The sequence below is a fragment of the Cryobacterium sp. TMS1-13-1 genome (assembly GCF_004403125.1).
GTDB lineage: Bacteria > Actinomycetota > Actinomycetes > Actinomycetales > Microbacteriaceae > Cryobacterium > Cryobacterium levicorallinum.
Map to the genome: position 1 here is coordinate 103,160 of NZ_SOGX01000005.1, position 16,720 is coordinate 119,879.

The 16,720-nt window shown below is 65.6% G+C and carries 15 protein-coding genes; 9 read left to right on the top strand and 6 right to left on the bottom strand.

Going from position 1 to position 16,720, the window contains the following annotated elements; all coding sequences use genetic code 11:
- Positions 1–61: 61 nt before the first annotated feature.
- Both E3T31_RS04320 and E3T31_RS04325 read right to left on the bottom strand, forming a co-directional pair.
- Positions 62–469 (bottom strand): HNH endonuclease, encoded by a 408-nt coding sequence (locus E3T31_RS04320; RefSeq protein WP_134467632.1) that lies wholly within the window; start codon positions 467–469, stop codon positions 62–64.
- Positions 466–1,617, bottom strand: coding sequence for a DUF222 domain-containing protein (locus tag E3T31_RS04325; protein ID WP_134467633.1), 1,152 nt, complete (start codon positions 1,615–1,617; stop codon positions 466–468). Before E3T31_RS04325 ends, E3T31_RS04320 begins: the two co-directional genes overlap by 4 nt.
- 347 nt (positions 1,618–1,964) lie before the next feature.
- On the opposite strand from E3T31_RS04325, the gene E3T31_RS04330 reads away from it, so the two are divergent.
- Positions 1,965–2,627, top strand: a complete 663-nt coding sequence (locus E3T31_RS04330; RefSeq protein WP_134467634.1) for a VOC family protein — start codon at positions 1,965–1,967, stop codon at positions 2,625–2,627.
- A gap of 129 nt (positions 2,628–2,756) precedes the next feature.
- Here the strand turns inward: E3T31_RS04330 and E3T31_RS04335 are convergent, their stop codons facing one another.
- On the bottom strand, positions 2,757–3,356 hold the full coding sequence (locus E3T31_RS04335) for a TetR/AcrR family transcriptional regulator (RefSeq protein WP_134467635.1): 600 nt from the start codon (positions 3,354–3,356) through the stop codon (positions 2,757–2,759).
- A 113-nt stretch (positions 3,357–3,469) separates the two neighbouring features.
- Between E3T31_RS04335 and E3T31_RS04340 the strand changes: the two genes are divergently transcribed.
- Genes E3T31_RS04340 through E3T31_RS04360 form a run of 5 tightly spaced genes read left to right on the top strand, consistent with a single transcriptional unit; the run spans position 3,470 to position 9,782 of the window.
- The gene (locus tag E3T31_RS04340; protein WP_134467636.1) at positions 3,470–5,077 is read left to right on the top strand and encodes a carboxyl transferase domain-containing protein; all 1,608 of its coding nucleotides are present in this window, start codon (positions 3,470–3,472) and stop codon (positions 5,075–5,077) included.
- An 8-nt stretch (positions 5,078–5,085) separates the two neighbouring features.
- A complete protein-coding gene (locus E3T31_RS04345) occupies positions 5,086–7,170 on the top strand; it encodes a biotin carboxylase N-terminal domain-containing protein (RefSeq protein ID WP_134467637.1) in 2,085 nt (694 codons plus the stop codon).
- Entirely contained in the window at positions 7,167–8,333 is a 1,167-nt protein-coding gene (locus tag E3T31_RS04350) for an acyl-CoA dehydrogenase family protein (protein WP_134467638.1), read from the top strand. The genes E3T31_RS04345 and E3T31_RS04350 overlap by 4 nt, the downstream gene beginning before the upstream one ends.
- A 22-nt stretch (positions 8,334–8,355) precedes the next feature.
- The gene (locus tag E3T31_RS04355) at positions 8,356–8,868 is read left to right on the top strand and encodes a MaoC family dehydratase (RefSeq protein ID WP_134467639.1); all 513 of its coding nucleotides are present in this window, start codon (positions 8,356–8,358) and stop codon (positions 8,866–8,868) included.
- Positions 8,865–9,782: a CoA ester lyase gene (locus E3T31_RS04360; RefSeq protein ID WP_134467640.1), complete on the top strand. Its 918-nt coding sequence runs from the start codon at positions 8,865–8,867 to the stop codon at positions 9,780–9,782. The genes E3T31_RS04355 and E3T31_RS04360 overlap by 4 nt, the downstream gene beginning before the upstream one ends.
- Before the next feature lie 91 nt (positions 9,783–9,873).
- On the opposite strand, the gene E3T31_RS04365 is transcribed toward E3T31_RS04360, so the two are convergent.
- Entirely contained in the window at positions 9,874–10,377 is a 504-nt protein-coding gene (locus tag E3T31_RS04365; protein WP_134467641.1) for a glutathione peroxidase, read from the bottom strand.
- 352 nt (positions 10,378–10,729) lie between these two features.
- On the opposite strand from E3T31_RS04365, the gene E3T31_RS17650 reads away from it, so the two are divergent.
- Complete coding sequence (locus E3T31_RS17650) at positions 10,730–10,897, top strand: hypothetical protein (protein WP_166788382.1); 168 nt, start codon at positions 10,730–10,732, stop codon at positions 10,895–10,897.
- Between the two features lie 265 nt (positions 10,898–11,162).
- Positions 11,163–12,848, top strand: coding sequence for a ribonuclease J (locus E3T31_RS04370; RefSeq protein ID WP_092449930.1), 1,686 nt, complete (start codon positions 11,163–11,165; stop codon positions 12,846–12,848).
- Between the two features lie 81 nt (positions 12,849–12,929).
- On the opposite strand, the gene E3T31_RS04375 is transcribed toward E3T31_RS04370, so the two are convergent.
- Positions 12,930–14,543, bottom strand: coding sequence for a peptide chain release factor 3 (locus E3T31_RS04375; RefSeq protein ID WP_134467642.1), 1,614 nt, complete (start codon positions 14,541–14,543; stop codon positions 12,930–12,932).
- Between the two features lie 354 nt (positions 14,544–14,897).
- On the opposite strand from E3T31_RS04375, the gene E3T31_RS04380 reads away from it, so the two are divergent.
- Complete coding sequence (locus E3T31_RS04380; RefSeq protein WP_241977648.1) at positions 14,898–15,902, top strand: aldo/keto reductase; 1,005 nt, start codon at positions 14,898–14,900, stop codon at positions 15,900–15,902.
- Between the two features lie 3 nt (positions 15,903–15,905).
- On the opposite strand, the gene E3T31_RS04385 is transcribed toward E3T31_RS04380, so the two are convergent.
- Positions 15,906–16,496 carry a TetR/AcrR family transcriptional regulator gene (locus E3T31_RS04385; RefSeq protein WP_134467643.1) on the bottom strand — a complete coding sequence of 197 codons (591 nt, stop codon included), beginning with the start codon at positions 16,494–16,496 and terminating at the stop codon, positions 15,906–15,908.
- Positions 16,497–16,720 lie beyond the last annotated feature (224 nt).

A 16,720-nucleotide genomic window follows, 5' to 3' on the forward strand; every position in this document is an offset into this window, starting at 1 on the left:
CCATGGTCCGTTGATCCAGGTCTTGCACCAGCAGCGTCAACCGCTCTAATTCGCATGGATTTCACGTGCGCCAATGTGGTTCGGGGCTGGGAGTGTTGGCCCGGTGGCTTTGTCCGGGGCGCCACGTCTGAGACGGGTCCCAGAGCAGGGGGCCGCGTACTTGAGGCCGACCGTCTTTCATACGAATTTTCCATCCACTGGTATCAATCGTGTGGTGATGGAACCAACATAAGAGACACCCGTTGTCGACGTTGGTCGATCCGCCCTGTCCGGCCGGGAGTACGTGGTGGACTTCGGTCCAGCGGGCGGGGATGGTGCAGCCGGCGATGATGCAGCCTCCGTCGCGGGCGGCGATGGCTGCGCGCTGTTTGGGGGTGAAGCAGCGGACTTTGTCGCCGAGGTTGAGTACGTCGCCGTTGTCGCCGAAGATGATTTTTTGGGCGCCGCCGGAGCAGATCGTCTCTTTCACCCGGCGCATGCTGACGGGGCTTCGACGCCGTCGATCCAGCCGACGCCGCGGTCGTTGTCGAGGTCGGTGGCGTTGACGTGGATCATGACGATGGGGGCGCCGGCGCCCATGATCAAGATCTTGGGGTCGCGCGCGGCCGCCTGGAAGACGTCGCGGAGCATGTCGGCACGTTTCTCACCCGCAGTGCGGCGGTCCCCGTCGAACCGGGTGTCCCCGCTGTACTGTTCGGCGCTGGAGGGGTCGGCGCTGAAGCGTTCGGTGTTTCCGTCTGCCTCATCAATACCATCTAGTGTGGCGCCGTCGGTGCTGCCGTCGAGGGATTCGGTGGGCCGGAACATGGGGGTGCGTGACCTGGCCGACAGGTAGGTGTCGAAGAGGGTGTCCATGATGCCGCGCAGTTCGGGGGTGACGTCGGCCCGCAGCGGGTAGAGCCCGTTGCGCAGCAGCCCGAACGTCAGGGTGCTCTTCGCCTCGGTCACGTCGTCGTTCGGGGCGGTGCCGTCGGGGTCGAGGCGGGCCTGCCATTCCATTGCCTGCGCGCGCAGCACGTCGGGGGCGAAGCGGATGCCCGCGCCGGGCAGTCCGGCCGTCTCCGGGGTGATGGCACCAGTGGCGGTGGCGACGAGGGCGCGTTCGACCCGATCGATGTCGTCGGGCAGGACTTTCCCCTGCAACGCGGTGAGGGTGCTGGCGATGATCTCCGCCGATTCCACCCCCAGCTCCCCACGGGTCAGGCCGTCGGCGATGACCGGGTACCGGGCGGGGATGGGCAGGCCGAGTGGGGTGCGTTCCACCGCGGTCTCACCGAGCTTGAGGCGCCGTTTGGCCTCGCGGCCGGAGATGCCGGCAAGCTGGGTGATGAATTCCACCCGGTTGCGGCATCCGTTCTGGTAGGCCAGCGACCCGTTGCCGAGGTCGGTTTCGGCGCGCACGCCGATGTCGGTGGTAGCGCGTAGCCTGGCCCCATCGACCTTGCGGCCCAGCCCTTCCAACGCCGCGAGAACGGCAACAGCTTCGGCATCCTCGAGCTGACCAAACCGTACCCCGTCGACCACAGAAGCTAGCAACGCACCGACCTGGGCAATGACCGAAACGCGGGACCCCTCTGGTACGGAGCCGGCTGTGGCGGGCGGGGCAGTGAGGGTCATGGCGTCGATGCCTCCTTCACCCACAATTATAGCCGAAATCAACCCTAAACGCGAGCAAATCTCAGCAATTTGGTGACATTAAATCAGAAATTAATTCGCATCCGAGAGCGGTTGAACTGTTACTTCGGCCTTCCTGGAGCAACCGTCGCCCCGTTCTCGCGAGCTCAGGCAGACACGCAACGCTGTAGTACCCGCGCAGGGCCGTGACGGCCTACTGCCGACCATCCGTCATGGCTTCGATTGCCGGGTCAGTAAGGGGTAGGCGGATCATCATTAAAGCTTGCGCAATCGGGTTTCAGTCGACGCGGGCGGTTGACCCGGGTGCGGCGGCGGAGGACAGTTGAGGCATGAACACTCACGGTGCACTCCTCGCCCCCGTCACGACGAAGAAGCAATTGACGGGCACCGCTTTTGTGCACCTCGACGGATTCCTGCACGCCGCTTTCCGCACCAAGGACTTCGCCTCCGCCCTGGAACTGGTCAACCGGGTCGGCGACGTGGCCGAGTCGATGAACCACCACCCCGACGTGCGCCTCGGCTACGGCAGCGTCTCACTCACCCTGACCTCGCACGATGCCGGGGGAGTCACCGCGCGTGACCTAGAGCTCGCCGTGCGAGTTCAGCAGATCGCCGATACCCTCGGTGCCACTGCCCACGACCAGCAGCCGACCCGCTACGACATCGCGATCGACTGCACCGACGCGGATGCCGTGCGCCCATTCTGGCGGGTCGCCCTCGGCTATACCGAAGTCGCCGGCGACGACGGCATCGAACTCGTCGACCCGCGCGGCCTCGCCCCCAAGGTCTGGTTTCAGCACATGGAAATCGCCCGCACCGCCCGCAACCGCATCCACCTCGACGTCTACGTTCCGAGCGACGATGCCGAAGACCGGGTCGCGGCCGTACTTGAAGTCGGCGGCGTGCTGCTCACCGACGAACACGCGCCCGACTGGTGGGTACTCGCCGATGTCGAAGGCAACGAGCTCTGCGTCTGCACCGCCGCCTTCTGACGCCGCTTTCCGGCTGATCTTGAGGTGTGGACTGCGTTCTGGTTCCGTAGGGCGCGACCGCCACGGGTCGCGATTCCGACCGCAGCCCGATTCGTACGTCATTCACGAGGAATACTGCGCTCGGGACCGCTAGGCGCTCGGCAGGCCCAGAGCCGCGAGCGCCATCTCCTCGAGCAGGGCGCGCACGGCGGGCTGCGCCGAGGTGCGGGCGCTGTGTGGTGTTGAGTTCAGGAGCCCGAAGGTAGCATGGGCCCGAATACGGAGCAGGGCTTCGTCGCCCGAGGGGTGCACGCGCTTCAGCACCTCCACCCAGAGTTCCACATACTCGCGCTGCAGCAGCCGCACCCGGTGGCGGTCGGCCTCGGCGAGGCTGTCCAGGTCGCGGTCCTGCACCCGGATCACATCGGGGTTGGACAGGGCGAAGTGCACGTGAAAGCGCACCAGCTCGCGCAGGGCGGCCGCGGCATCCGTTGTTTCGGAAACGACCGCATGGCCCCCGGCCACGAGATCCTGGCTCACGTCGATGAGCAGCGCGGCGAGCACGGCCTGCTTGCCACTGAAATGCCGGTAGACGGCGGGCCCGCTCACTCCGGCGGCAGCGCCGAGGTCTTCGATCGAGACCCCGTTGAATCCGGACCGGGAAAAGAGCGTGGCCGCGGCGCCGAGCAGGGCCGAACGACGGTCGGCTTTGGCCTGGCTGCGCGGCGTCGTTTCTATCGGGGCACTCATGCGAACCTTTCAACTAGACATTTTAGTTAATCCTGACTAACCTGAATTTCAGTTAGTAAATACTAACTGTAGTTGATGCCGGGTGTTCCGGCCTCGCCAACGGGAAGCTGTCGATGGAGACACTTGAGAGTCAGCTCGACTCCTCTGCTCAGACGTTCATGACCAATGACGCCGCCCAGCGGCAGCTCGTGACCGACCTGAAACAGCGCCTCGCCACTGCCGCGCTCGGCGGGCCGGAGAAGTCCCGGCAGCGTCACCTCGCCCGCGGCAAGCTGTTGCCGCGCGAGCGCATCGACCAACTGCTCGATGAGGGCAGCCCGTTTCTCGAGATCGCGCCGCTCGCCGCGACCGGCCTGTACAACGACGACAGCCCCGGCGCCGGCGTCATCGCCGGCATCGGGCTCGTGCACGGCCGCTACGTGCTCGTGATCTCCAACGACGCCACGGTCAAAGGCGGCACCTACTACCCGATGACGGTGAAGAAGCACCTGCGAGCCCAGGAGATCGCCCTCGAAAACCGCCTGCCCTGCATCTACCTCGTCGACTCCGGCGGAGCCTTCCTGCCCCTGCAAGACGAAGTCTTTCCCGACCGGGACCACTTCGGCCGCATCTTCTACAACCAGGCACGGATGTCTGCGGCCAAGATCCCGCAGATTGCCGCGGTCATGGGATCCTGCACCGCCGGAGGCGCCTACGTTCCGGCGATGAGCGACGAAACCGTGATCGTACGCAATCAAGGGACCATCTTCCTGGGCGGCCCGCCGCTCGTGAAGGCCGCGATCGGCGAGATCGTCACAGCGGAGGAGCTCGGCGGTGGCGACCTACATGCCCGTGTCTCCGGCGTCACCGACCACCTCGCCGAAAACGACGAGCACGCCCTGCAGATCGTGCGCGACATCGTCTCCACCCTGCCGCGCGTTCAGGCCCCGGCGTGGCAGGTACTGCCCACCATCGACCCGATCGCCGACGAGAGCGAACTCTACGGAGCCGTCCCGGTCGACGTGCAGGGCCAGTACGACGTGCACGAAGTCATCGCGCGCCTCGTCGACGGCAGCGAATTCCACGAATTCAAACGCGAGTATGCCACCACGCTGGTGACCGGGTTTGCGCACATCCACGGCCACCCGGTGGGCATCGTCGCCAACAACGGCATCCTGTTCGCTGACTCCGCGCTCAAGGGCGCCCACTTCATCGAGCTGTGCGACCAGCGCGGCATACCGCTGCTCTTTCTGCAGAACATCTCCGGGTTCATGGTCGGCAAGGACGCCGAGGCCGGCGGTATCGCCAAGCACGGTGCCAAAATGGTCACCGCCGTCGCCACCACCCGGGTGCCCAAGCTCACCGTCGTCATCGGTGGCTCCTTCGGCGCCGGCAACTATTCCATGTGCGGCCGGGCCTACTCGCCCCGCTTCCTCTGGATGTGGCCGGGCAGCCGCATCTCCGTGATGGGTGGCCCGCAGGCCTCCGCCGTGCTCGCGACCGTGAAGCGGGAGCAGATCGAGGGCGGCGGTGACGAGTGGTCGGCCGAGGCCGAGACCGCGTTCAAAGCCCCGATCCTGGCGAAGTACGAGACCCAGGGCAGCCCGTACTATTCGACCGCCCGGCTCTGGGACGACGGCGTCATCGACCCCGCCGACACCCGCACGGTGCTCGGGCTTGCCCTGGCCGTCTGCGCTAACGCGCCGCTCGGCGAGTCCGCCTTCGGCCTCTTCCGAATGTGAGTGAGCCCATGACCTTTGACACCGTGCTGGTCGCCAACCGCGGGGAGATCGCGTGCCGCATCATCCGCACGCTGCGGGAGCGGGGCATCCGCTCAATCGCCGTCTTTAGTGACGCCGACCGCACCGCGCGACACGTATTCCAAGCGGATGCCGCGGTGCGCCTCGGCGGCGCCGCCCCGGCTGACAGCTACCTCAACTTCGAGGCCGTGCTGGCCGCTGCGGCGCGAACCGGAGCGCAGGCCATCCACCCCGGCTACGGATTCCTCAGCGAGAATCAGGCCTTCGCCCAGGCCTGCGCCGACGCCGGCATCGCCTTCATCGGGCCGAGCGTGCACGCGCTGAACGTGATGGGCGACAAGATCCGCTCGAAGAACCACGTGGCCGGCTACGGGGTGCCGATTATCCCCGGGGTCGCTCAGCCGGGCCTCAGCAACGAGCAGTTGATCCAGGCGGCCGTCGATGTGGGGTATCCGATGCTCATCAAGCCCTCCGCCGGCGGCGGAGGCAAGGGAATGCACGTGGTGGAACGCGCTGAGGACCTGCCCGCCACCCTTGAGACGGCCCGCCGCGTGGCGCTGAGCGCGTTCGGCGACGACACCCTGCTGCTCGAACGGCTCGTGTCGACCCCGCGGCACATCGAGGTGCAGGTGCTCGCCGACAACCACGGCGCCGTCATCCACCTCGGCGAGCGTGAGTGCTCGCTGCAGCGGAGGCATCAAAAGGTCATCGAGGAGGCGCCGTCGCCCCTGCTCGACGCGGCCACCCGGGCGCGCATCGGCGAGGCAGCCTGCGCCGCCGCCCGCAGCGTGGGCTACAGCGGCGCCGGAACCGTGGAATTTCTGGTCTCCGCGACCGCGCCCGACGAATTCTTCTTCATGGAGATGAACACCCGCCTACAGGTGGAACACCCGGTCACCGAGCTGGTCACCGGCCTTGACCTGGTCGACTGGCAGCTGCGCATCGCCGCGGGGGAGCCGCTCACGGTCACCCAGAGCGACATATGCCTCACGGGGCATGCGATCGAGGCCCGGGTCTACGCCGAGAATCCCGAGCGCGGCTTTATGCCGACCATCGGCACGGTGCTGCAGCTGCACGAGGCGACCGGCGAGGGAATTCGGGTCGACAGTTCGCTGATGCCGGGCCTGACCATCGCCTCGCACTACGACCCGATGCTCGCCAAGGTGATCGCCTGGGCTCCCACCCGGCTGGAGGCGCTGAATCGGCTCGACCGGGCGCTTGCCGACACCATCGTGCTCGGCGTGCAAACCAACACCGAATACCTGCGGCTGCTGTTAGCGGATGCCGACGTGCGCGCCGGCCGCCTCGACACCGGTCTGATCGAACGCAAGCTTCCGGGCCTCACGTTTCAGGGAGCCGACGAGCACGTACTCGCCGCCGTGGCGTTGTTCCTGCACGGGCGCGCCTTCACTGGGTCGGAATTGGCCGCGTCTGGTCTGGCCGGGTCTGGTCTGGCCGGCGTGAACGGCGTGTGGACGCGGCCGAGCGGGTGGCGGGCGGGTTCGCCACGACCGGTGCGCTACTCGCTGGGAGTGAGCGCGACCGAATCCGTTGACCTGCGGGTGGTGGGGGAACCGGGGATGGCATCCGTTTCTATCGGTGACGGCCCGGCCGTCGAAGCCGGACTCTTGCGCGTCGGAGACGGCGCGTGCAGCGTCGACTACGGCGGCGAGACCCGGGTGTATGCCATCGAACAGTCCGGGGCGCGCGTGTATATCGGCGCCGACGGCTTCTCGATCGAGCTGCGACACCGCTCTCGGCCCGAGCAGCTCGCGGAACACCTCGCCAGCCGCGACCGGGTGCCTGGTGCGGTCAGCCCAGACGTGCGCTCGCCGATGCCCGGCACCGTCATTGCGGTGCACGCCGCCACCGGTGACGTGGTCACAGCGGGGCAGACCATCCTCGTGGTCGAGGCCATGAAGATGGAACACAAACTCGTGGCCGCCACGGTGGGCCGCGTCACGGTGAACCTCAAGACCGGCGACCTCGTGGCCCTCGACCAGATCGTCGCCACCGTCACACCAGAAACCAGCACTACCCCCGGAACCAGCGCAGACAAGGAAGACTCAGAATGAGCTACGAACTCAGCAGCACCCAGCAGGCCCTCAGCGACCAGGTACGCGATTTCGCCGACACCGTCGTCGCCCCGGCCGCGTACGAGTACGACACCAAACGCAGCCTGCCCTACGGCATCATCGCCCAGATGGGGGAGCTGGGCCTGTTCGGACTGCCGTTCCCGACGGAGTACGGCGGCCAGGGCAAGGACTATTTCGCGCTTTGCCTCGCGGTCGAGCAGCTTGCCCGCGCCGACCAGAGCATCGCTGTCACCCTCGAAGCCGGGGTCGGCCTCGGCATCATGCCGGTGTACCGCAGCGGCACCGAGGCGCAGAAAGAGGAGTGGGTTCCGCGCCTCGCGAGTGGCTCGGCGCTCGCCGCGTTCGGCCTCACCGAAGCGGATGCCGGCTCAGACGCCGCGGGCACCAAGACCACCGCCGCATTGGAAGGCGGCGAATGGGTGATCAACGGCACGAAGCAGTTCATCACCAACTCCGGCTCGGACATCACCCGGCTTGTCACGGTGACCGCCGTCACGGGGGAGTCCACGCGCGCGGACGGTTCGATCAAGAAGGAACTCACCGCCATCCTGGTGCCGACGCCGACCCCCGGTTTTACGGCGCTGCCGCCGTACGACAAGGTGGGCTGGCACACGTCGGACACGCATCCGCTGGTGTTCGACAATGTGCGCGTGCCGGAGGCCAACCTGCTCGGGGAGCGCGGCCGTGGTTTCGCAAACTTCGTGCAGACCCTCGACGAGGGTCGCGTCGCTTTCGCCGCGCTGTGCACCGGCGCCGCCCAGGGCTGCCTGGAGGAATCGATCCGCTACGCCAACAGCCGCAACGTGTTCGGCCGCTCGATCGGCTCCAACCAGCACATCGCCTTCAAGATCGCCCGCATGCAGGCGCGCGTGCACACCGCGCGCCTCGCCTACTACGACGCGGCGCTGAAAATGATCAACGGCAAGCCGTTCAAAATGGAGGCCTCGATCGCCAAGATGGTCGGCAGCGAAGCGGCCATGGACAACGCCCGCGATGCCACCCAGATCTTCGGCGGATACGGATTCATGAACGAAAACCCGGTCGCCCGGCACTATCGTGATTCCAAGGTGCTCGAGCTCGGCGAGGGCACAACCGAGGTGCAGCTCATGGTCATTTCGCGGGCCCTGGGTTTCGCCGGCTGACCTGACGAAATTGGAGAAGCGGATGCCCGATTCCATTACGAAGGAACTGCAGCCGGAGGAGCGCCACCCGGTTCAGCAGCGCGGCCTGTACTTCGAGGAGTTCGACCTGAAGGCGCTCTACCAGCATCGCCCCGGCCGCACCGTGACCGAGGCCGACAACGTGCTGTTCACGACGATGACCATGAATACCCAGTCCCTGCACCTCGACGCGGCCTGGTCGGCAACGCAGCCGTTCGGTGAACGCCTGGTCAATTCCATGTTCACCCTCTCGACCATGGTGGGCAGTTCGGTCGCCCAGTTGACCCAGGGCACGATCGTGGCGAACCTGGGTTTTTCGGCCGTGACGTTTCCGCATCCGCTGTACCACGGCGACACCCTTTATTCGGAGACCATCGTGACCGACAAACGGCTGTCAAAGAGCCGGCCGGGGCAGGGCATCATCACGCTCGAACACAGGGGACGCAACCAGAACGGCGTCATCGTCGGCACGGCCGTGCGCACCGTGTTGGTCTGGTGTCGGGGGGCAGCAGAATGAGCGGCCCGTTCGACGGGGGCCCACTCGATCCCGACCCGTTTGAGGAGTATCCGGCCGGCCCCGACCCCTTCGACGACAGCCCGAGCGGGTTGAGCCCCTTTACTCCGGCCCCGTTCACACTCGGGCCGGCGCTGCTGTTCTGCCCGGCCGACCGTCCCGAACGCTACGCGAAGGCCGTTGAGCGCGCCGACGCGGTCATTCTCGACCTCGAAGACGCCGTCGCGCCCGCAGCCCGGGCCGACGCGCGTCGGGCGCTGATTGAGCATCCGCTCGACCCGATGCGCACGATCGTGCGCATCAATCCGGCCGACACTGCCGACTTCGCGCTCGACCTGGCCGCGCTGGAGCGCACGGAGTACCGCGATGTGATGCTCGCCAAGACGGTCAGTTTCGGCCAGGTCGAGATGCTCGATGACTTCCGAGTGATCGCGCTCTGCGAGACCGCCGCCGGTGTCATCTCCGCGCCCGAGATTGCCGCGGCACGAAACGTCGTCGCGCTCATGTGGGGTGCCGAAGACCTGGTCGCGTCACTCGGTGGCACCTCCAGCCGGTTTCCCGATGGACGCTACCGTGACGTCGCCCGCCAGGCCCGCTCCCAGGTATTGTTGGCCGCCCGGGCCCACGATAAGGCCGCGATCGATACCGTGCACCTGGATATCACGGACACGGCCGGCCTCGCTGACGAGGCAGCGGATGCCATCGCGAGCGGCTTCACCGCCACCGCCTGCATCCACCCGAGCCAGGTCGCCGTTATCCGTGCCGCCTACCAGCCCACCGCCGCCGAAGTGGACTATGCCCTCGGGCTGCTCGAGGCCGCCGCCAGCGCGCGCGGCGTCTTCCAGCACGAGGGCCGCATGATCGACGGCCCGGTGCTGCGTCACGCCGAGGCCGTGCTGCGCCGAGCCGCCGGCTGAAATTCTCCGGGCCCACCTTAGAGTCCTGGGCCCATGATCTAACATGGGCCCACTTTCCGGGCCCGGGCCCGGAAAGGAGAGACGCGAGGGGCTAAGCGGCTTTGGCGGCCAGAACCTTTTCGATCGCGTCGACGATCTCGGTCGACTCCGGTTCCACCGAGGAGGCGAAGCGGTCCACGATCTCACCGGTCGGTGTCACCAGAAACTTCTCGAAGTTCCACTTGATCAGACCGGGGAACAGGCCCTGCTTGAACTTCGTCAGCTCCGCGTAGAGCGGATGCTGGTGCTTTCCGCGCACATCGACCTTGGCTGTCATCGGGAAGGTCACGCCGTAGGTCATGCCGCAGAATTGGGCGATGTCCTCCTCGGTGCCGGGCTCCTGGCCCATGAACTGGTTGCTCGGCAGACCAAGCACGACCAACCCGTCGTCGGCGTAACGCTCGTAGAGTGCCTCCAGTCCGGCGTACTGCGGCGTGAAGCCGCACTTCGAGGCCACGTTGACGACGAGAACCGTCTTGCCCTGGTAGGCGCCGAAGGTGGTTTCTGTTCCGTCGATGAGGGTGAGGGGGATGTCATACAGCGCAGAAGAAGTCATTACAGAATTTTATCGACTTTAGTCTCCATGCTGGCTGCACGGTACCTGTGTAGCTGCAGGCCCTCGATGTAACTGCATGGCGCCTGTGTAGATCGTGCATTTCCCCCAAGTGGGTGACACGCTGCGGTATTCTTAGATCAGCTCAGAAATCATGGCGGTCCATTAGAGGATCCGGGTTTCTGCAGCCCGCGCGGCGCAGCGCATTTTTCCCGCCGACCGGGCCATCACCCCAGTTTCACTCGAACCAGCTCCTCGCAGCCACGCCTGTGCGTTTTGCGAGGACTCTCGAACGTGACTGGGTGCTCTGTCTGACTGTCGGCATCCGCTTTCACTCAATTGCACCAGGAGCACCATGAATTCCTACGTATCGAAGTCCACGACACGCACGACCACCGCCAACGAGTACGTCACCCACGACGTTCGCCGAGCGATCACCGCCACCGGCTACGTCAGCGGCACCGCGCAGCACCTCGAGGCCGGCGGATACGTGTCGGCGCAGGCCGCGCCGTGTAGTCGTTAATCAGACCGACCGCCAAGGTCGACGACACGAATCAGGGGACTCCGCCGAGCGCGGGGCCCCTTTTTCGTGCCCGAAACTCCGATCGTGGATGCGTCGGTAGACTAAGGAGGTATCTGGCCGGTATTTTGCTTGCCCGCCAGACACGACACGAGGTACGCGTATGCGCGCTGAGGCCCCCTGAGTATTGCTCGTAGGTCTTTCGCATGCCCGATCTCGGTCCCCACACACCTGGACATGCAGTACCGCAGACAACGAAATGAGATTCATGAATAACCACTACCTCGATCTGAGCACTCCGCCGGCACTGCCGGCCCGCGGCATGCGCATCATTCCGCTCGGAGGCCTCGGCGAGATCGGCCGCAACATGACCGTCTTCGAGCACAAGGGAAAGCTGCTCATTATCGACTGCGGCGTTCTCTTCCCCGAGGACAACCAGCCCGGCATCAACGTGATCCTGCCTGACTTCACGGCCATCCGCGACCGCCTGCAGGACATCGAAGCCATTGTGCTCACCCACGGTCACGAAGACCACATCGGCGCCGTACCGTACCTGCTCAAGGAACGCGGCGACATTCCCGTCGTCGGCTCCAAGCTCACCCTGGCCTTCCTCGCCGCCAAGCTGCAGGAGCACCGCCTCAGCCAGAACTTCATCGAGGTGAAAGAGGGCGAGCGCCGCACGATCGGCCAGTTTGACCTCGAATTCATCGCCGTGAACCACTCCATCCCCGACGGCCTGGCCATCGCCATCCGCACCGAGGCCGGCCTCGTGCTCGCCACCGGTGACTTCAAGATGGACCAGTTCCCGCTCGACAAGCGCCTCACCGACCTCGGCGCCTTCGCGCGTCTGGCCGAAGAGGGCGTGGATCTGTTCATGACGGACTCGACCAACGCCGAGGTTCCCGGCTTCACCACTGCCGAGAAGGATATCGGACCGGCAATCGACACCGTGTTCCGCACCTCCCCGCGCCGCATCATCGTGTCGAGCTTCGCCAGCCACGTGCACCGCATCCAACAGGTCATCGACGCTGCCGTCAAACACAACCGCAAGGTCGCGTTCGTCGGCCGCTCCATGGTGCGCAACATGGGGATTGCGAGCGAGCTCGGCTACCTCAACGTTCCCAAGGGCCTGATCGTCGATATGAAGGCGCTCGAGCGCATGAAGGACGACAAGGTCGTTCTCATCTGCACCGGTTCGCAGGGGGAGCCGATGGCAGCCCTCTCGCGCATGGCAAACCGCGAACACGTCATCAAGATCGGCGAGGGCGACACCGTGCTGCTCGCGAGCTCGCTGATCCCCGGCAACGAGAACTCCATCTACCGTGTCATCAACGGCCTGATTCGTTGGGGTGCCAACGTTGTGCACAAGGGCAACGCCAAGGTGCACGTCTCCGGCCACGCGAGCGCCGGCGAGCTCGTCTACTGCTACAACATCGTCAAGCCGGTCAACGTCATGCCGATCCACGGTGAATGGCGTCACCTCACGGCCAACGCCGACCTCGCCATCCAGACCGGCGTCCCCTCGGAGAACGTCATCGTCGTCGAAGACGGCGTCGTTGTTGACCTCATCGACGGCCACGCCAAGGTCACCGGCCGCGTTGTCGCCGACTACGTCTTCGTTGACGGCATGACCGTCGGCGGGGCAGCATCCGCTGCGATGGAAGATCGTCGTAAGCTCGCCGAGGACGGCACCATCACCATTCTCGGAATCCTCAACGCCAAGACCGGCACGCTCTCCGAGCCCGTCGAGTTCCTGGCGCGCGGATTTGTGCACGACGACGAGTGGGTCAAGGGCGCCACCAAGGTCATCGATGAGGCCATGAAGGCCGCGAACCGCATCAAGATCGTGGACGGCGCCGAGCTCGAGGATCTGTTCACGCAGTCCGTGAGCCGCTGGATGAACCGCAAGTACCGTCGCAGCCCCGTCATCACCTCCGTGGTCGTCGACGCGTAACCGCTGCATCACCTAACTGCTACAGCACCAGAAAGGCCGCATCCTCCATGAGGATGCGGCCTTTCTGGTTAGTGAAACACGCTACATAAAGTCGTCGGCCGTCGCGTTCGCAATGTCGATCAGCACGAGCTTCGGGTTCTCCTTGGCAATGGCCTGCAACCGCCACGGCGTGCTGAACAGGGCGAGCAGCGTGCCGTCGGAGCGGGTGAACACCTCGACCTGGCGGGTTCCGGCGAGCACGAGCGCGCTCTCCTTGTCGGTTTTGCGGGCCACCTGGTATGGCAGCGCTTCCATGCGGATGTCGGCGTGAAAGTCGTGCACCATGCGGTCCTCGACGACCTCGAACTGCATCGGTCCGACGGCGCCGAGCACCGGGGCCTGCTCGCCGCGCACCTCTGAGCGCATCACCTGGATGACGCCCTCATGGTCGAGCTGGTCGATGCCGCGGCGAAACTGCTTGTGCTTGCTGCTGTCTACCGGGCGAATGGCGCGAAAGTGTTCGGGCGAGAACAGCGGTAGCGGCGGAAACTCCACCCGCTCGTCTTCGAAGATCGAGTCGCCCACCCGCAGTGCCGACGCGTTCACGAGTCCGACGATGTCGCCGGGCCAGGCCCGGTCGGTGACGGTACGTTCCTTGCCGAACAACTGCTGGGCATACTTCGTGGCAAAGGGGCGGCCGGTCGCGGCGTGGGTGACGATCATCCCGCGGCGAAATTCGCCGGAGCAGACGCGCACGAAGGCCACGTGGTCGCGGTGCGCCGAGTTCATGCCGGACTGCACCTTGAACACAAACCCCGAGAACGGCGAGGTGACCTTGCGCGGGTTGCCATCGATATCGATGCGGGCTTCGGCCGGCGGCGCGAACTCGACCAGGGTGTCGAGCAGCTGCTGCACCCCGAAGTTCGCCACGGCCGCGCAGAATAGCACCGGGGTGGTCTGGCCGTCGAGAAACAGCTCGGAGTCGTGATTCTGAGACTCAGCGTCGAGCAGCTCAGATTCTTCGACAGCGGATGCCCAGGCCGGGCCCTCTTCTCTGGCCGCGTCAGCCGCATCCAGCCGCACCGATTCGGCCACGGTCGCGCCACCAGCCGTGCGGGTGTAACGCAGAAAATCACCGGAACGGCGATCGAGCACACCCCGCAGGTCGCCGGCCTCGCCGACCGGCCAGTTCAACGGCGTCGGCAGCAGACCGGTACGGGTCTGAATCTCATCCATCAGGGCCAGGGGGGTGTCGCCCGGCCGGTCCCACTTATTGATGACGGTGATGACGGGAAGCCCGCGCTGCTTGCAGACCGCGAACAGCTTCATGGTCTGCGGCTCGAGACCCTTGGCGGCGTCGACGAGCATCACCGCAGCATCCACTGCCGAGAGCACCCGAAAGGTGTCCTCGGAAAAGTCGGCGTGGCCGGGGGTATCGACGAGGTTGATCACGGCGTCGTGGTACTCGAACTGAATCGCGGCGCTCGTGACCGAGATACCGCGGGCCTTTTCCATCTCCATCCAGTCGGAGACGGTACCGCTGCGGCCGGCCTTGCCGTGTGTGGCGCCGGCGGAAGTGATGGCGCGGGCGTGCAGCAGCAGTGCTTCGGTCAGCGTGGACTTTCCGGCGTCAGGGTGGGAGATCACGGCGAAGGTGCGGCGCCTGCGAGCCTCACGGGGAACCTGAGGGTTGGGCACGGAGGCGTCGGTGGTCATGGCTGCTTTCCTGCGGCTGATTCGGGCAGGATACCTCGCCAGAAGCTCGAATAGTCGATTCGATAACCGGCGGCCCAGGGCGGATGTGCACCTGCACATTCAGCCCAATTTTCGCGCAACAGCCAGTCTAACAAATCATGCGCGTACCGACTGTCGACCAACGCAGTCTGGCCCCGCCTCGAGGGTCAGCAGCACCAATTCGCCCCGTTCCGACGCACGTTTTGGTAACGGTTTAGCGTGCCGCCGGGAAATGTCGGTGGCCTCGCCTACAGTCGGGCCAATAGCAAACTTCACGCATCAGAAATCCGGCAGAAACGACTGGCCCGGCGAACACCCCGCGGGAGGAGAATCACGATGACCAGACAAACGGTCTCATCCTCCCTTGACGCGATGTCGATCGACCGTTCCGGGCTGGCCGAGTTGACCGTTGGTGCGCCTGTGGTCCGGCGCCAGATTCCGGGGACTGAGCTGTTCGTGCATCCCCTAGCTCTGGGCTGCAACGCCTTCGGCTGGACGGCTAACGGTGAAACCTCAACCGCGATTCTCGACGTTCACCGCGATCTGGGCGGAAATTTTCTGGACACGGCCGACAGCTTCGCCGCCGGTCGCAGCGAGGTGATCATCGGTGGGTGGCTGCGCTCGCGTCGAGCGCGCGCCGAGACCATCGTGGCGACCAAGATCGGACACAACCTCGACAACCCCGGGTTGAGCCAGCGCAGCATCGTCGGCGCCGTCGAGGCCAGCCTGGCTCGGCTCGGCACCGACTATCTCGACCTGCTCTACTTTCACTTCGACGACAAGTCCGTCGCCCTCGAAGAGAGCCTGGTTGCCGTTGACACGCTCGTACGCGCAGGCAAGGTGCGCCACCTGGCGGCCTCCAACTTCTCGGCTGAGCGCCTGATGCAGGCCCGGGTGCTCTCGGCATTAGGCCTGCCCAAGTTCGTCGCCGTCGAAACGCCGTACAACCTCGTGCACCGTACCGAACTGGAACCGAGTATCGCGGTTGCGGCCGGTGCACAGAATCTCGGTCTCATGCCGGGCTTTGCTCTGGCCCACGGTTTTCTGGCCGGTGCCTATCGCACCAAAGCGGATGCCGCCGGCACCGCCCGCGGTCAGCTCGCGCGGGTTTACGTCAACCGGCGGTCCCTGCGCGTGCTTGCCGTGGTCGATCGCATCGCCGCCGCCCACAGCGTCCCGCCTGCGACGATCGCACTGGCCTGGCTCCTGGCCCGGCCGGATGTGGTCGCACCGATCGCTGGGGCCGGGCAACCTGACCACGTGGCGTCGCTACTTGCGGCGGCGAGCATCCGTCTCGGCCGGACCGATCTGGCCGACCTGGATCGGGTGTCGACCGTCTGATTGCTAGTCGCTCGACTCGTCGAGCACGCGCTGCACGGCACGAATCAGCGCGGTGTGAGCGCCGACTGGATCGCCGAGGTTGGCGCCGGCGAAAGCACCGTCACGGGCCAGGAAGAAATCGTCCGACGCATCACCCGGACGGGCATGGCCCATGCCGCGGAACAGGTCTTCGACGCTACGCCCGTACCAATCACGGTGCGCTGCCACGGCCTGACGTACCGGATGCGTCGGGTCGGTGAACTGCGCTGCAGCGTTGATGAACGGGCAACCGTGGAATCCCTCGCGGATGACCTGAGCCGAAATTTCGGCCACAACACCGCGTAAGCGTTGCTCGGGGGTGTCAAAGCGCAGCTCCAGTTCGGCGAGAAGCTCCCGGGCAATACGGTCCCGACCTTGCAAGTAGACGACGATGAGGGCGTCCTTGGAACGGTAGTACTTATAGAAGGTGGCTTTGGTGACTTTCGACTCGCTGATGATTCGGTCCACACCCACGGTGTGCACGCCCTCGGTGTAGAACAGGCGGTCGGCGGTGGCGAGAATGCGAACCTTGGCGTGGGTCGCCGGCCGAACGGCCTCATCTGTGAGCGTGGTCATTCGGGCTCCTTAGTCGGGGGCCAGAGAAGGCCCAGATCAGCGCAAAACCGAAGGTTTGGGCCGGTCGGCTCCCAGACTGTAACACACACTAGACAGACCAGTCTGTCGTATCCGACCGCTCCCTGCGATTTGGCCTAACTGGGGGTGCTGAACGCTACTGGAGTTAAGCGGGAGGACTACTGGGGCGGGAGTTTCGGGGCGCCTGGGCGCTGGCCCGCTGGCAC

Excerpts from the sequence above, each read along its gene's own strand:
- E3T31_RS04325 (WP_134467633.1), bottom strand. The coding sequence starts at position 1,617 with ATGACCCTCACTGCCCCGCCCGCCACAGCCGGCTCCGTACCAGAGGGG.
- E3T31_RS04330 (WP_134467634.1), top strand. The coding sequence starts at position 1,965 with ATGAACACTCACGGTGCACTCCTCGCCCCCGTCACGACGAAGAAGCAA.
- E3T31_RS04335 (WP_134467635.1), bottom strand. The coding sequence starts at position 3,356 with ATGAGTGCCCCGATAGAAACGACGCCGCGCAGCCAGGCCAAAGCCGAC.
- E3T31_RS04340 (WP_134467636.1), top strand. The coding sequence starts at position 3,470 with ATGGAGACACTTGAGAGTCAGCTCGACTCCTCTGCTCAGACGTTCATG.
- E3T31_RS04345 (WP_134467637.1), top strand. The coding sequence starts at position 5,086 with ATGACCTTTGACACCGTGCTGGTCGCCAACCGCGGGGAGATCGCGTGC.
- E3T31_RS04350 (WP_134467638.1), top strand. The coding sequence starts at position 7,167 with ATGAGCTACGAACTCAGCAGCACCCAGCAGGCCCTCAGCGACCAGGTA.
- E3T31_RS04355 (WP_134467639.1), top strand. The coding sequence starts at position 8,356 with ATGCCCGATTCCATTACGAAGGAACTGCAGCCGGAGGAGCGCCACCCG.
- E3T31_RS04360 (WP_134467640.1), top strand. The coding sequence starts at position 8,865 with ATGAGCGGCCCGTTCGACGGGGGCCCACTCGATCCCGACCCGTTTGAG.
- E3T31_RS04365 (WP_134467641.1), bottom strand. The coding sequence starts at position 10,377 with ATGACTTCTTCTGCGCTGTATGACATCCCCCTCACCCTCATCGACGGA.
- E3T31_RS17650 (WP_166788382.1), top strand. The coding sequence starts at position 10,730 with ATGAATTCCTACGTATCGAAGTCCACGACACGCACGACCACCGCCAAC.
- E3T31_RS04370 (WP_092449930.1), top strand. The coding sequence starts at position 11,163 with ATGAATAACCACTACCTCGATCTGAGCACTCCGCCGGCACTGCCGGCC.
- E3T31_RS04375 (WP_134467642.1), bottom strand. The coding sequence starts at position 14,543 with ATGACCACCGACGCCTCCGTGCCCAACCCTCAGGTTCCCCGTGAGGCT.
- E3T31_RS04380 (WP_241977648.1), top strand. The coding sequence starts at position 14,898 with ATGACCAGACAAACGGTCTCATCCTCCCTTGACGCGATGTCGATCGAC.
- E3T31_RS04385 (WP_134467643.1), bottom strand. The coding sequence starts at position 16,496 with ATGACCACGCTCACAGATGAGGCCGTTCGGCCGGCGACCCACGCCAAG.